The organism is Bradyrhizobium sp. AZCC 2289, assembly GCF_036924615.1.
Classification (GTDB): domain Bacteria; phylum Pseudomonadota; class Alphaproteobacteria; order Rhizobiales; family Xanthobacteraceae; genus Bradyrhizobium.
Genome location: NZ_JAZHRY010000001.1, coordinates 10,033,244 through 10,046,040, shown reverse-complemented (window position 1 = coordinate 10,046,040; position 12,797 = coordinate 10,033,244). Strand labels below are relative to the sequence as shown.

Sequence of the window (12,797 nt, the reverse complement as noted above, 5' to 3'; positions counted from 1 at the left end):
CCGCTACACTAGAGCGGTTTTCGGTTGATGTGAATCGGAACAGTAAGGGGGTTCCCAGAGGCGCGCAAATCAGATTCGAGTTGCTTTGACAGCAACGGCGAGGTCGCGCGATGGCGAAGGGATACTCGAAAGACCTCAGGGCGCGGGCGGTCGCGCTTGTCGAAGACGGCGAGAGCAGACGGGAAGCGGCGCGGGTGCTCGGTCTCGGCGCCTCGACCGCAATCCGCTGGATCGAGCGCTGGGCGACAACGGGCAGTGTAGCGGCATTGCCCGGCACGGGCCACAGCCGCTCGCCGCTCGAGGCGCATCGCCAATGGCTGCTTGATCTGGTCGCAGCGGAGCCGGACTTGACGCTCGAAGAGATTCGCGCGCGGCTCAAGTCCGAGAAGCGGCTGAAAACCGGTACGACCTCGGTCTGGCGCTTCTACGAACGCCACGACATCACGTTCAAAAAAAACTCTGCACGCCGCCGAACAGGATCGTCCTGATGTCGCTGCAGCGCGTGCCGCGCTGAGGGTCGAGCAATCCAAGCTTGATGCGCCGCGCCTCGTCTTCATCGACGAGACGGCGGTTACGACCAAGATGGTCCGGCATCGCGGCCGCTCACCGCGTGGCGAGCGTCTCGTTGCGAGCGTGCCGCACGGCCACTGGAAGACGCTGACGCTCGTTGCCGCGCTGCGCATCAATGGCCTGACGGCGCCTTATGTCATTGACGGCGCGATGGATGGGCCATCGTTCCTCGCTTATGTTGAGCAGATCCTCGCGCCGACGCTGCGCAAAGGCGATATCGTATTCATGGATAACCTGCGCACCCACAAGATCGACGGCGTTCGCCAGGCGGTCGAAGCGGTCGGCGCCAAGGTGCGCTATTTGCCGGCCTACTCGCCCGACCTCAATCCGATCGAAATGGCATTCTCGAAGCTAAAGACAGCGCTGCGCAAGGGGGCCGCTCGCACCGTGACAACGCTGATGAAGCTGATCGGCAGGCTCATCAAGACATTTGCACCCGAGCAGTGCGCGAACTACTTTCGACATGCCGGATACGCGTAGTGACCCATATCAAGTGGAAAGCGCTCTAGTGGTCGCTTCTTGACAGCATCAAACGGCAGAGACACCCTTCGCCAAAACAAGAAGGATTGGAGGACCGGTGCCGAAATTGCTCAGCGAACGCGACGTCGCTGCTTATCGCGACCGCGGCTATCACTTCGCGGTCGATGCGCTCAGCGCCGGCGAAGTGGCCGATTTCCGCCGCAAGCTCGAGGACTATGAAGCCGGCAGCGGCGGCCCGATCAGGGCGGAGATGCGCCATCGCAGCCACGTGCTCTTCAGCTGGATCGACGAGATGATCCGACATCCCAAAATTCTCGATGCGATCGAGGATTTGCTGGGGCCTGACATCCTGTGCTGGAATACCAGCTTCTTCATCAAGGAGGCGCTCGATCCAGGCTTCGTGTCCTGGCATCAGGATGCCACCTATTGGGGTCTCAGTTCATCCGATGTCGCGACCGCCTGGATCGCGATGTCGCCCGCCAACAGGATTTCCGGCTGCATGAAGTTCATTGCCGGTACCCACACGCAGCAAGTCCGGCACGAGGACACGTTCGACCAGAACAATCTGCTGACCCGGGGGCAGGAGATCGCCGTCGATGTCGACGAGGCCAAAGCGGACTATGTGCGGATCGGAGCCAAACCGCTCCGACGACCGCCGCATCGGTCTTGCCGTCCGCTATATCCCGACCCATTTGAAGCAGGCGGTGGGCGCGCGCGATTGGGCGACGCTGGTGCGCGGCAAGGATCGCTACGGCAACTTTCTGCCGGCGCACGTGCCAAAGCGCGACCTCGAGCCCGAGGCGCTGGCTTTTCACAAGGAAGTATCGGAAGAGCAGGTACGCGTGCTTTATCGCGGCACCGGCAAGACCGCTTACCGCGCGTGAGATGGCGTAGCTTACGCATCATGCCCGGCCGTGTGCCCTCCCGCAGACCTCCTCTCGCGTCTAAAGGCGCGCACGATGTGGCGCGGACTTGACCACCTGTTAGCCGCCGTCGTCGGTCACCAGCGGCCTGACTTCCATTTCCATCCGAGATCGTCGCAGAAGGGTTTGACGCTCCTCGTGCCCCCTCGACAATCTGTACGGGCCAAGGCAGCTTCGAGCCATGCGATTAGATACCTTGGGAATCTGCGTGTTGACGTTCGCCGCGGCCTTGATCGCGTGGACAGGGGTCATGGGGCCGACGAGCACCACGACCTTGAAAGATTGGCAAACTTTGATCGCCGCATTCGTTGCGCTCGGCGGTGGCACGATGGCCTATTTCGCCGCCATGGCGAAAGTCTACGCTGACAGGGATCGTGATTTCAGGGAACTCAACCGAAAAAAGCTTGGTCTTTGCCTTCGGCTCCGCCCGGCTCTGGAGAAAATCCAAACGCAGGCGAATGACGTCCAGAACGTGCTAACTGGCTATCGGACGGCGCCGCGTAAATTCCCTCCGTCGGTGATCCGCATTGACCCCCAGGAGGAAGAGCTTCAGGAAGCCTGGAAAAACCTCGAGCTGTTGCCGATCGATGTCAGCTTTGAGTTGGACACCATTCGCGCGGAGTTGGCTAACGCTAAACGGCTGCTAGACACATTTCCAGCTGACACTCCTATCGAACTGAAGGGATACATCGGAGTTTCGTACGGTGACTCTCTTTATCCATATGTCAATAGTAGCCGTAGAATCGGTGAGGCCGCGACCAATGCCCTGCGGATTCTAGACAGCGAGGTCGATCGCATCAAGGCGGCGCTGTGAGCGGGAGCTATTCGGGCCGCGGTCTCACCGCGTCTTGAAGGCGAGCAGTCTGCCGCTCAGTTACCGTACCAAAGATAAGATGTGTCGAACTATCGTCACCGTCTCGTTTTCCGGAGCGCCTCAAACGACCTTCCACAACCTCAACTCAGCGTCCATTCCTCGGCGCTGGCGCCGGCCAGCGCGCGGACGCGGGCTTCGTCGGCGGCGAGTTCGCGCGCGGGTCCTGAATAGACCACGATGCCGTCGTCCAGCACATAGGCCTCGTCGGCGATCTCCAGGCTCATCCGCGCGTTCTGTTCGACCAGCAGAACGGAAATGCCCTCGGCCTTCATCTGCTGGACGATGCGAAACACCTCGCGCACGATCAGCGGCGCCAGGCCCTGCGAAGGCTCGTCGAGAATGAGCAGGCGGGGATTGAGCAGCAGCGCGCGCGCGATCGAGAGCATCTCCTGTTCGCCGCCGGAAAGCTGGCGGCCGCGATTGAGCTTGCGCTCCTCGAGGCGGGGGAACAGCTGGTAGATCCGCTCGATGGTCCACGGGCCGCCGCGCTCGAGCGGGACTTTAAGATTTTCCTCGACGCTGAGATTGGCGAAGATGCGCCGGCCTTCGGGCACATAGCCGACGCCGCTGGCTGCGATCCGGAAGGTCGGCCAGCGCGTGGTATCCGCGCCGAAGACGGCAACCTTGCCTTCGCGCGGCGGCGTCAGGCCCATCAGGCTGCGCAGCGTCGTGGTCTTGCCTGCGCCGTTGCGGCCGAGCAGGGCGGTGATCTTGCCCTCGGCCACTTCGAGGCTGACGCCATGCAGGATGTGGCTCTTGCCGTAATAAGTGTGCAGGCCTTCGGCGATCAATGCGGCGGTCATGCGGCGGTGCCCAGATAAGCGGCCTGAACGGTCTCGTTGGCGGCGATTTCCTGCGGCGTGCCCTGCGCCAGCATCCTGCCCTGATCGAGCACGCAGATGCGGTCGGCAAGATGAAACACTACGCGCATGTCGTGTTCGATCAGCACGATGGTGTAATTGCTTTCGCGGTGCAGGCGGCGGATCAGTTGCGTGATCTGAAACGTTTCCTGATCGCCCATGCCGGCGGTCGGCTCGTCGAGCAGCAAGAGATGCGGCTTCAGCGCCAATGCCATCGCGATTTCGGCGGCGCGCTGGTCGCCATGCGCGAGTTCGCCGACCAGCCTGTCGGTCTTGGTTTCCAGCGACACCAGCTTGAGCGTCTCCTCGACGCGGGCATGGACTTGCGCCTGTTCGGCGCGGTTGATCCACGGCCGCAACCGGTATCCGCTGGCGACCTCAGTGGCGATGCGGACGTTTTCGAACACGGTGAGTTCGGGAAAGATCTCGGTGACCTGGAAGGTTCGCGCCATGCCGCGGGTGACGCGCTCATGCGTCGACAGTTTTGTGATGTCCTGGCCGTCGAAGCTGATGCTGCCGGAAGTCGGTGGAAAAAATCCGGAGATCAGGTTGAAGAAGGTGGTCTTGCCGGCGCCGTTCGGCCCGATGATGGCGCACAACTCGCCCTTGGCCACGTTCAGCGACACATCGCGCACCGCCACGAGATTACCGAATCGCTTGGTGACACCGTTGATTTCGAGGATCTTCATGCCTTGCTCCGCTGCAGGAAGCCGAGCAGGCCGCGCGGGAAGAACAACACCACCAGCACGAACAGAACTCCGACGAACGACATCCAGTTGACGGTGACGCTGGACAGGTAATCCTGCAGCACCACGAACACGGTGGCGCCGAGCAGCGGACCCCAGAAGCTGCGCATGCCGCCCATCACCGCCATCATGACGAAATCGCCGGACTGGCTGTAATGCAGCCCCTTCGGATCGGCGAAATTATTGACCAGGGCATAGAGCGCGCCGGCCAATCCCATGAAGAAGCAGGACAAAGTGAATGCGATCCAGATGTGCCGTTCGACGGGAATGCCGAGAAAACGCGAGCGCCGCTCGTTCTCGCGGATCGCGATCATGGTGCGGCCGAACGGCGAGCGCAGGATAAATCCCATGGCGCCGACGGCAAGCGCGAAACAGAACAGGACGAAGAAGTAGAAATTGTTGGGGCTGGAGAGGATGTCGATCTTGAACAGGCCAAGGTCGAGCGGCTGACGGGAGAAGCCGCGCAGGCCGTCATCGCCGCCGGTCAGCGAACTCCACTGAAACGCGATGTAGTAGAACACCTGACCGAAAGCGATCGTCACCATCGCAAAGTAGACGCCACGCCGCCGCACGATCAGCGTACCCAGGAGGCCGCCGCAAACACCGCCGAGCAGCATTCCGAGCAGCAGCGCCAGCGGCGTGCTCGCCGCCAGAAATTTCAGCGTCAGCCCGGCGCCGTAGGCGCCGAGACCGAAATAGGCGGCGTGGCCGAACGACAGCACGCCGGTAAATCCCAGCAGGAAGTTCAGCGACATCGCGGCGAGGCCCAGCACCAGGACGCGGGTGGCGAGCGCGGTGTATCCGCCGAGCGGCACCATCCAGTACGGGGCAAATATCAAGGCGGCCCAGATCGCCGCGAGGACGATCAGCTTGCGGGTCTGTTCAGCGGTCAAGACATCATTCCTTCTTCGCCCAAGAGTCCGCGCGGGCGTATCAGGAGGACCACCGCCATCATGACATAGATGACCGCCTCACTGGCGGCGGGAAGGAACACTGCGGTTAGTCCCGAGGCCACCCCGATCAGCAGGCCGCCGAGCAGGGTTCCCGGCAGGCTGCCGATGCCGCCGACGATAATGGCGATGAAGCTCGGCATCAAAAGGCCGGTCCCCATGGTCGGTTCAAGCCCCAATTGCCCGGCCGCGAGAACGCCGCTGAGACCAGCCAGGAAAATGCCGACCGCGAAATTGAGCGAGCGCAGCAGTTGCACGTTGATTCCGAGGGCGGCGACGGTCTCGAGATCGAGGGTGCCGGCGCGGATGCGGATGCCCAGCCGCGTATAGCGCAGCAGCACGAACAACAGCGTGACCGCGATCACCACCACGGCCACCATGAACAGGCGATAGCCGGTGATGAAAAAGAAATCATTGCTCAGGGGTTGCGCCAGAAACGGCGGAATGGTGACGGGCTTGCCTTGCGGCCCGAAGATGAAGCGGGTGCCGTCCTCGATGATGAAGGCCAACCCAAACGTGAGCAGCAGGCTGTACAGGGGATCGCGCCCGTATAGCGGCCGGATCAGCACGCGCTCGACCACGAGCCCGATCAAAGCGGTCAAAGGCGGCGCGATCAATAGTGCGCCCCAGAAGCCGATATAGGGCGTGATCGCATAGGCGATGTAGCCGCCGATGACGAGAAATCCGCCATGGGCAAAATTGATTGTGTTGCTGAGGTTGAGAATGAGCGACAGGCCGAGCGCCATCAGTACGTAGAACGCGCCGACGATGAGCCCGTTGGTGATGTTGAACAGCAGAAGCAGGGTCATCGGGCACCGGATAACGGACATGGAATTGATCCGGGAGAAATCGCTCCCGGGGCCGTGGGCATCGCGGACTTCATGTTACGCCGGCCACTGGACTTTGCAGCCTGTCTCTTCAACGGTAGGTGCGGTCTTGTCGCCCGGCACGACTTCGTCGACCCGGTAGAGATCTTCCGGATCGTCCTTGCCTTTCGACTGCGCCTCGCCGACGAAGGCGGACGTCATCAGCTGATGGTCGCCCTTGCGGTAGTAGACCTTGTTCGGCTGCAGCTTGACGTCGTCCGGCAGCTCGAAATTCTCCAGCGCCGCCGCCAGTTTGACTGCGTCGAGCGTCTTTTCCCGGTTGGCCACCAGGGCAAAGGACATCGCCGAGGCGTAGCCGAACCAGTGCCGCGCGGTCGGCACGTTGCCCTTGTTGACCTTGCGAATATCGGCGACGAATTTCTCGACACCCGGCACGCCCGGCTGTTTCCAGTACCATTCGAACATCCAGACGCCGATCCGCGCTTCCGGCGGCAGCGCGGCGAGCGATTCCAGCTCCTGCTGCGTTCCTGCGACGTGGATCTGCTTGTCGAGGCCGAATTGCACCACCTGCTTGAGGCAGTTGATCATGTCGGAGCCCTGCACCAGCAGGATCATGACGTCGGGGTTCGCCGCCCGCGCCTTGATCAGATAGGCCGAGAAATCCGTAGTGCCGAGCGGCGTCAGCTCGTTGCCGGTGACGGTGCCGCCGAGCTTCTTCAGATCGTCGGTGCAGGCGTCATACAGCGTATGGCCGAAGGCATAGTCGGGCGTGATGAAGTGCCATTTCTTGCCGTACTTGCTGTACAATACGCTCGATACCGAATTGGCTTCCATCCGCGTGGTGTTGCAGACCCGGAACACATTCCATTTGCAATCCTTGCCGGTGATCGAGTCGGTGTGGCCGCCGGAGACAATGTGCAGGATCTTCTTTTCGCTGGTGACCTGGGCGATCGCAGCCGCAATGCCGGAATTGACGTCGCCGATCATGAAACTGACCTGGTCGCGCTCGATCAGCTTGCGCGCCTTCTGCACGCCGGTGCCGACGTCGTTGGCGGAATCTTCCACCAGCAATTCGACCTGGCGTCCGAGAATGCCGCCTTTGGCGTTCATCTGCTCGATGGCCAGCTTGGCGCCCATCACCTCATTGCCGGCGGGCGCGGCATAGACGCCGGTGAGGGGATCGACCATGCCGATCCGGACCGCGGTCTCGCCGCGGGCCTGAATGATGAAGGGGGAAGCCACCTGAATGGCGCCGAGCGCGGCGGCGCCCTTGAGAAGCGTGCGGCGTTCGATTCTTGGGGTGAAGGATGTCATGGGCTTGTCCTCGTTGGGAGGTTCAGTTTCTTGTTGCAGAAGTGATTTCGCCCGGTGCGGTCAGGCACCAGGCGAAATCCGTTTCGGTTCAGGCTGGCCACTGAATCTTGCAGCCGGTGTTTTCGACCGGTCCGGCGGCCTTTTCGCCGGACACGGGGGTGCGTATCGTGAACATATTGTCCGGGTCGCCCTTCGGCGGGTGCGCCTCGCCGACAAACACCGTGCTCATCAATTCATGGTCGCCGGCGCGGTACTCCGGCGCTCCTGGTTGCAGGGCGACTTCCGGCGGCAGCTTGAATCCGGCAAGCGCATGCGCCAGCTTGGGTGCGTCGAGTGTTTTTTCCTGGTTCGCAATCAGCGCCAGCGTCTGCACCGACGCATAGCCGAACCAGTTGCGGGCGGTGGCAGAGGCGCCTGTGATCTTCTTGATCGCGGTGTTGAATTCCGCGACATGCGGCACGCCCGGTTGGTCCCACCACCATTCCATCGTCCACCATCCGACGCGCGCGCCATCGGGCACGGCACGGATGCTCTCAAGCTCGAACAAGGCGCCTCCGATGGCCATCTGCTTGTCGAGGCCGAACTGGACGAACTGCTTGAGGCTCGAGACCTGGTCGCCGCCGCCCATGACGTTGATCAGCACCTGCGGACCGTACGACTTGGCCTGAATCAGGTAGGCGGAGTAATCTGCGGTGCCAAGGGGGACGAGGGAGCCGGCGGAGGTGCCACCCGCGGCTTTCAGGACTTTTTCGAAGCCGGCCTGCACCGAATGACCATACGCATAATCCGGCGTCAGGAAGTACCACTTCTTGCCGAACTTCTCTATCAGCGTGGTGGCGATCGCGTTGGCATCCATCGTCGTGGAGTTGCAGACCCTGAACACGTTCCAGGAGCAATTTGCGCCGGTGACGGGATCGGTGTGGCCTCCCGAGACGATATGGAGCACTTTCTTTTCGCTGGTGACCTGCGCCATCGCGATGGCGATACCGGAGTTCACGTCGCCGATGATGAAGCTCACCTGGTCGCGCTCGATCAGCTTGCGGGTTTTCTGCACGCCGGTGCCGACGTCATTGGCGGAGTCTTCGATCAGGAGCTCGACCGGCCGGCCCAGGATGCCGCCCTTCTTGTTGATCTCTTCGGCGGCGAATTTCGCCCCGACCACTTCGTTCTGCGCGATTGCGGCATAGACGCCCGTGAGCGGATCGACCATGCCGATCCGCACCGGCGTTTCGCCGCGGGCCTGGATGATGAAGGGGGAAGTAACCTGCACTGCAGCAATAGCGGCGCTTGTCTTTAGAATAGTCCTGCGATCGACCGACCAGGGCCGTTGCGGCTTATCCATGCGTGTCCTCCCAGACAATATGAACCTGACAGTATGAACATGTCCCGATAGCCGGCATTCTCTCGATGCCTTCGGCTATTGAGCCATCAGCGTAGCCCTTCCGAATTGCTTTTGCCAATGATAACCCGGAGCGGCCGTTGCGACCTTCGGCCTAGCCGTCGGCCAGGCCCGGTTTCGCGGCAGCGGCGGCAACGACAGGGCGAACACCATGCGCATCTTCCTCACCGGCGCGAACGGATTTATCGGCGGCGCGGTCGCTTACGCCCTGATCGCGGATGGTCATAGGGTTCGCGGGCTGGTACGCGACCAGGCCAAGGCCGACGCAGTCGCAGCACACGGCATCGAGGCGGTGATCGGCTCGCTTGACGATACCGCGTTGCTGCGGGCCGAAGCCCGCGCCTCCGACGGCGTCGTCAACGCGGCAAACAGCGGCCACCGTGGCGCGATCGACGCCTTGATCGCCGGGCTTGCGGGCTCGGGCAAGCCCTTGATCCATACCAGCGGCAGCAGCAACGTGGCTGATAGAGCCATGGGCGAGCCATCGGATCGGATTTTTCACGAGGACACGCCGATCGAGCCCGAGCCTGAACGGGTAGCGCGGGTCGCGATCGACCGGCTCGTCGTCGGTACATCAGGCATTCGCTCGGTCGTGCTCTGCAACTCCATGATCTACGGCAACGCGCTGGGCGTGCCCGCGCAAAGCGTGCAAGTTCCCGTGCTGGCGCAACAAGCTCGGGAAAGCGGCGTCGCGCGGTACATCGGCCGCGGCCTGAACCGCTGGTCGAACGTGCATATCGCCGACGTCGCGGCGCTTTATGCGCTCGCCATCGCGAAGGCGCCGGGTGGAAGTTTCATGTATGTCGAAAACGGCGAGGAAGCCCTGGGCGAGGTGGCGCAGGCAATCGCCAAGCGGCTCGGCCTGGGTGTGGCGCAGCCGTGGCCGGCCGAGCAGGCGATCGCGGCGTGGGGCAGGGAGAAGGCGATATTCTCGCTCGGCTCCAACAGCCGCGTGCGCGGCAAACGCGCTGGCGAAATTCTGGGCTGGCGACCGAAGCATCGTTCGATCACGGAGTGGATTGCAAGAGAGTTGGTGTAGCGGCTTGTTGCGGAGACGGTGAGCTTATAGCGCGAAGCCACAAATTTTGAGGTGTTGGCGGATGTCTGCTTTGAAGTACTTACAGAATCAAATCGAACCTCGCGCGAGGAGAAGCGTTCCGGCGTTCTCGCTCGGCTACAGCCCGTGGGGCGGATTTGAGCTCAACGGGTCCGCGCAAGGCGCTGCCCGATGACAGGCTCCGGCGCAATCCGCCGTTTCAGGCCAACCGCCGCGCGGTTATCATCGTTCACGGAAATCGCTGCTCGCCAATCGTCCAGGCGCGACGATAATTCGACGTCAGGCGGAGGATAGCACGGGATACATCGGCGTTGGAGCCTTGAGCGGCGGATTACGCGTTCCGCCTTCGCTCAATCGAGCTATGACGGACGGGGTCGACCAACTAATCCGCCGCACGGGCCTCAAACAGCGTCTTTCACAACCTTCAGCGGTGACGCCTTGACCGACTTGCTGGCCGGCTTGGCCGCGAACTCCATAGGCTCTTTCGTGAAAGGATTTACCCCGCTGCGGGCCTCGGTAGCAGGCTTGTTCACAACGGACATTTTGACGAAGCCGGGAATGACGAACTCGCCGGATTCATTCAGCTCCTTATAGCCTACGGTCGCCATCTGCTCGATGACGGCCTTTACGTCTCCCTTGGAAACCTGGGTTCCCTCTGCAATTGCATCAATCAACTGATTCTTGGTCATCTTGGTCATGATGGATTCCTTTGTGGAGGCTCAGAACGATTTAAAGCGCATGAGATACGCTGGGTGCGTCCCTCGGTCCAAAACGCGGCAAAGCCACGCAGCTCGCTTCTCGTTCATACCTATGGTCATGAAGTCTGCGGGCTTAAAACCTATCGAGGCCCAAAACGCAAGGAACTCCGCGAACGCAGATGGCTGTTCAACGTGGATTTGCAGTGTGGAGGGTTCATGCTCGCCTTAAGTATGGCGTCGGTGTTCAATATTGATCACGGCCCGATGAATGAAATCCGAAATTATACCTAGAACCGGCGCAGTTGCCGCGGGTTCGGTTGTTGCGCCGATTGAGCTGCCTTGAAAAAGGCCGCCAACTGAGGCGGCCTGAAAGGTTCAAATGAAGCTGTCACCGAAAATCAATGAGCACAGGTGCCCGGCCTGCAATGGCACCGGCTTTCCAGCGATAAAGCAACCGGCACAGCCAAATCGGAAAATTTATCCAGTCCAGTGCAAGGCGTGTGCCGGCAAGGGAAGAATTACGGACGCCGCTAACTGAGATGCCTGTCACCGCTCCGCTCTGATGACGTTGCATCAGTAACAACGACGAGGTGCAGCGCCCTCAAAGGCGCGCGTAGCTGCCGCTTGGATCGGCCAGGAGTCCGACGCAGCTGTCAGCCATCGGTAATGCGCAGGATTCACGGGTGTCGCCGTAATTCTCCGTTCCACTACTGGTTCATGTTGTTGATCATCTGTTGCTGCTGTTGCTGAAACATCTGGTCGTTCAGCATCTGCTGATCATTGATCATCTGCTGGTTGTTCATCATCTGCTGAAGGTTGTCCTGATCCTGCTGCCATCGAACCATGTCGTCATAGAGGACGTGTCGATTTGGGGCGTGGGTGACGCCGGTGAATCGTCGCCGGAGACGCGGGCGCGCGCGTTGACCGACGGCGGATCGGGAATGATATGATCGAGCGTCCAGCCGCGCACGAACATGCACGCTCTCATGTTAGGAGCAGCCGCGGCGCTGAACGACCGGCCACTGCGCGAAGCGCCACAGCTGCGGCCGTCGGCGCGCTTGGCCGCCATGCTGCGGTCGTGACCGTTCGGCCGCAGCGTATCCCTGAATACCCAGGTGTCGGCGTGGCCTGCGCGGAGCATGCCGACCAGGAGAAGCGTTGTGCTAAGCACCGTCGCGATCATGGTCCGTTTCATCTGTCATCTCCATCTTGCTAGGGCCTTCGCTGATGGGACGCGATGAAGTCGGCGGGCGGTTCGAACCGCGCCGATTGCAAATTGGACATCCCCCCGGGAAGCCCGGTGCTGGCGAGCGGGCCGACCGAGCCCTGGCCAGCCGCGGCCCGTCGGTTATGCCGGCGGGCTTTCGTCAAATCTTAACCGCGGACAGTTATGTATTTGCCAATCGCGCCCCCAAAGCGTCGCGAGAGTATTGCGTAACGAAAACCCGCCGCCTCAACCCGGCGGGTTTTTCTTCGGGTTTTTCTTGGGAAAGTTCACGATGTCACTGTCCTCAGCAAAGAACTATGCACTTCGAGCCGAGCGATCGCAGGACGCCAAGGAAGCTGCCGACCTCTTGGCGAAAGCGATATGGGAATTGGCCGCGGCAATCGAGGCAACCGACGCCAAAGTAAAGAAGATGAACAAGTCGGGCTAGCCTTATAGTTGTGCGGCTCTCACGCGCTTGACCAACGCGGGGCGTCATTCGATCACGTCGTCGGCACGCGCGAGCAGCGCGGGCGGCACGGTGAGGCCGAGCGCCCTGGCGGTTTTGAGGTTGATGACCAGTTCGAACTTGGTCGGTTGCAGGACGGGTAGTTCGGCGGGCTTGGCGCCGCTGAGGATCCGGCCGACATAGACGCCTGTCTGGCGAGCGGATTCTGTGAAGCTTGTTCCGTAGCTCATCAAGCCCCCATCCACGACAAATTGACGCCAGGCGTAAATGGCGGGAATGCGATGGCGCGCTGCCAGTGCGACGAGTTTGGCCCGACGGATCAAGAAGAAGGGGCTGCCGCCAACAAAGTGCGTTTGCGGGTCTCGTTTGGCGATGGATGCGAAGGCGCCATCCAGATCGGGATCGCTCGTCACATTCACAAAATCA

General features: G+C 61.5%; 14 protein-coding genes and 1 pseudogene. 6 read left to right on the top strand and 9 right to left on the bottom strand.

Features of this window, described 5'->3' with window-relative positions; genetic code table 11:
- The first annotated feature begins 110 nt into the window (after window positions 1-110).
- From V1289_RS47285 to V1289_RS47270, 4 genes and pseudogenes are all read left to right on the top strand, one after another.
- A protein-coding gene (locus V1289_RS47285; RefSeq protein WP_334397836.1) for an IS630 family transposase occupies window positions 111-1,050 on the top strand; the annotation gives its coding sequence in 2 pieces (ribosomal slippage) (window positions 111-449 and window positions 451-1,050; 939 coding nt in all).
- A 97-nt stretch (window positions 1,051-1,147) separates the two neighbouring features.
- Window positions 1,148-1,537, top strand: a pseudogene (locus V1289_RS50115) (phytanoyl-CoA dioxygenase family protein); the annotation flags it as partial.
- Between the two features lie 109 nt (window positions 1,538-1,646).
- On the top strand, window positions 1,647-1,934 hold the full coding sequence (locus V1289_RS47275) for a hypothetical protein (protein ID WP_334406557.1): 288 nt from the start codon (window positions 1,647-1,649) through the stop codon (window positions 1,932-1,934).
- A gap of 250 nt (window positions 1,935-2,184) precedes the next feature.
- Window positions 2,185-2,787 carry a hypothetical protein gene (locus V1289_RS47270; protein WP_334406556.1) on the top strand — a complete coding sequence of 201 codons (603 nt, stop codon included), beginning with the start codon at window positions 2,185-2,187 and terminating at the stop codon, window positions 2,785-2,787.
- 140 nt (window positions 2,788-2,927) lie between these two features.
- On the opposite strand, the gene V1289_RS47265 is transcribed toward V1289_RS47270, so the two are convergent.
- The 6 genes from V1289_RS47265 to V1289_RS47240 all read right to left on the bottom strand — a co-directional run bounded on the left by V1289_RS47265 (window position 2,928) and on the right by V1289_RS47240 (window position 8,886).
- Window positions 2,928-3,650, bottom strand: a complete 723-nt coding sequence (locus V1289_RS47265; protein WP_334406555.1) for an ABC transporter ATP-binding protein — start codon at window positions 3,648-3,650, stop codon at window positions 2,928-2,930.
- The gene (locus V1289_RS47260; protein ID WP_334406554.1) at window positions 3,647-4,396 is read right to left on the bottom strand and encodes an ABC transporter ATP-binding protein; all 750 of its coding nucleotides are present in this window, start codon (window positions 4,394-4,396) and stop codon (window positions 3,647-3,649) included. Before V1289_RS47260 ends, V1289_RS47265 begins: the two co-directional genes overlap by 4 nt.
- Entirely contained in the window at window positions 4,393-5,346 is a 954-nt protein-coding gene (locus V1289_RS47255) for a branched-chain amino acid ABC transporter permease (protein WP_334406553.1), read from the bottom strand. Before V1289_RS47255 ends, V1289_RS47260 begins: the two co-directional genes overlap by 4 nt.
- Window positions 5,343-6,233, bottom strand: a complete 891-nt coding sequence (locus V1289_RS47250; RefSeq protein WP_334406551.1) for a branched-chain amino acid ABC transporter permease — start codon at window positions 6,231-6,233, stop codon at window positions 5,343-5,345. The genes V1289_RS47255 and V1289_RS47250 overlap by 4 nt, the downstream gene beginning before the upstream one ends.
- 54 nt (window positions 6,234-6,287) lie before the next feature.
- A complete protein-coding gene (locus V1289_RS47245) occupies window positions 6,288-7,544 on the bottom strand; it encodes an ABC transporter substrate-binding protein (RefSeq protein WP_334406549.1) in 1,257 nt (418 codons plus the stop codon).
- 88 nt (window positions 7,545-7,632) lie between these two features.
- A complete protein-coding gene (locus V1289_RS47240) occupies window positions 7,633-8,886 on the bottom strand; it encodes an ABC transporter substrate-binding protein (RefSeq protein WP_334406547.1) in 1,254 nt (417 codons plus the stop codon).
- 208 nt (window positions 8,887-9,094) lie between these two features.
- Between V1289_RS47240 and V1289_RS47235 the strand changes: the two genes are divergently transcribed.
- Window positions 9,095-9,982, top strand: a complete 888-nt coding sequence (locus V1289_RS47235; protein ID WP_334406545.1) for an NAD-dependent epimerase/dehydratase family protein — start codon at window positions 9,095-9,097, stop codon at window positions 9,980-9,982.
- Window positions 9,983-10,401: 419 nt separating this feature from the next.
- Here V1289_RS47235 and V1289_RS47230 read toward each other — a convergent pair whose 3' ends face one another.
- Together V1289_RS47230 and V1289_RS47225 are read right to left on the bottom strand one after the other, a co-directional pair.
- Window positions 10,402-10,698, bottom strand: coding sequence for an HU family DNA-binding protein (locus V1289_RS47230; protein ID WP_309177184.1), 297 nt, complete (start codon window positions 10,696-10,698; stop codon window positions 10,402-10,404).
- A gap of 802 nt (window positions 10,699-11,500) precedes the next feature.
- Complete coding sequence (locus V1289_RS47225; protein ID WP_334406543.1) at window positions 11,501-11,893, bottom strand: hypothetical protein; 393 nt, start codon at window positions 11,891-11,893, stop codon at window positions 11,501-11,503.
- Window positions 11,894-12,197: 304 nt separating this feature from the next.
- Between V1289_RS47225 and V1289_RS47220 the strand changes: the two genes are divergently transcribed.
- Window positions 12,198-12,353 (top strand): hypothetical protein, encoded by a 156-nt coding sequence (locus V1289_RS47220; protein ID WP_334406541.1) that lies wholly within the window; start codon window positions 12,198-12,200, stop codon window positions 12,351-12,353.
- A 44-nt stretch (window positions 12,354-12,397) separates the two neighbouring features.
- On the opposite strand, the gene V1289_RS47215 is transcribed toward V1289_RS47220, so the two are convergent.
- The gene (locus tag V1289_RS47215) at window positions 12,398-12,784 is read right to left on the bottom strand and encodes an ABC transporter substrate binding protein (protein WP_334406539.1); all 387 of its coding nucleotides are present in this window, start codon (window positions 12,782-12,784) and stop codon (window positions 12,398-12,400) included.
- Window positions 12,785-12,797 lie beyond the last annotated feature (13 nt).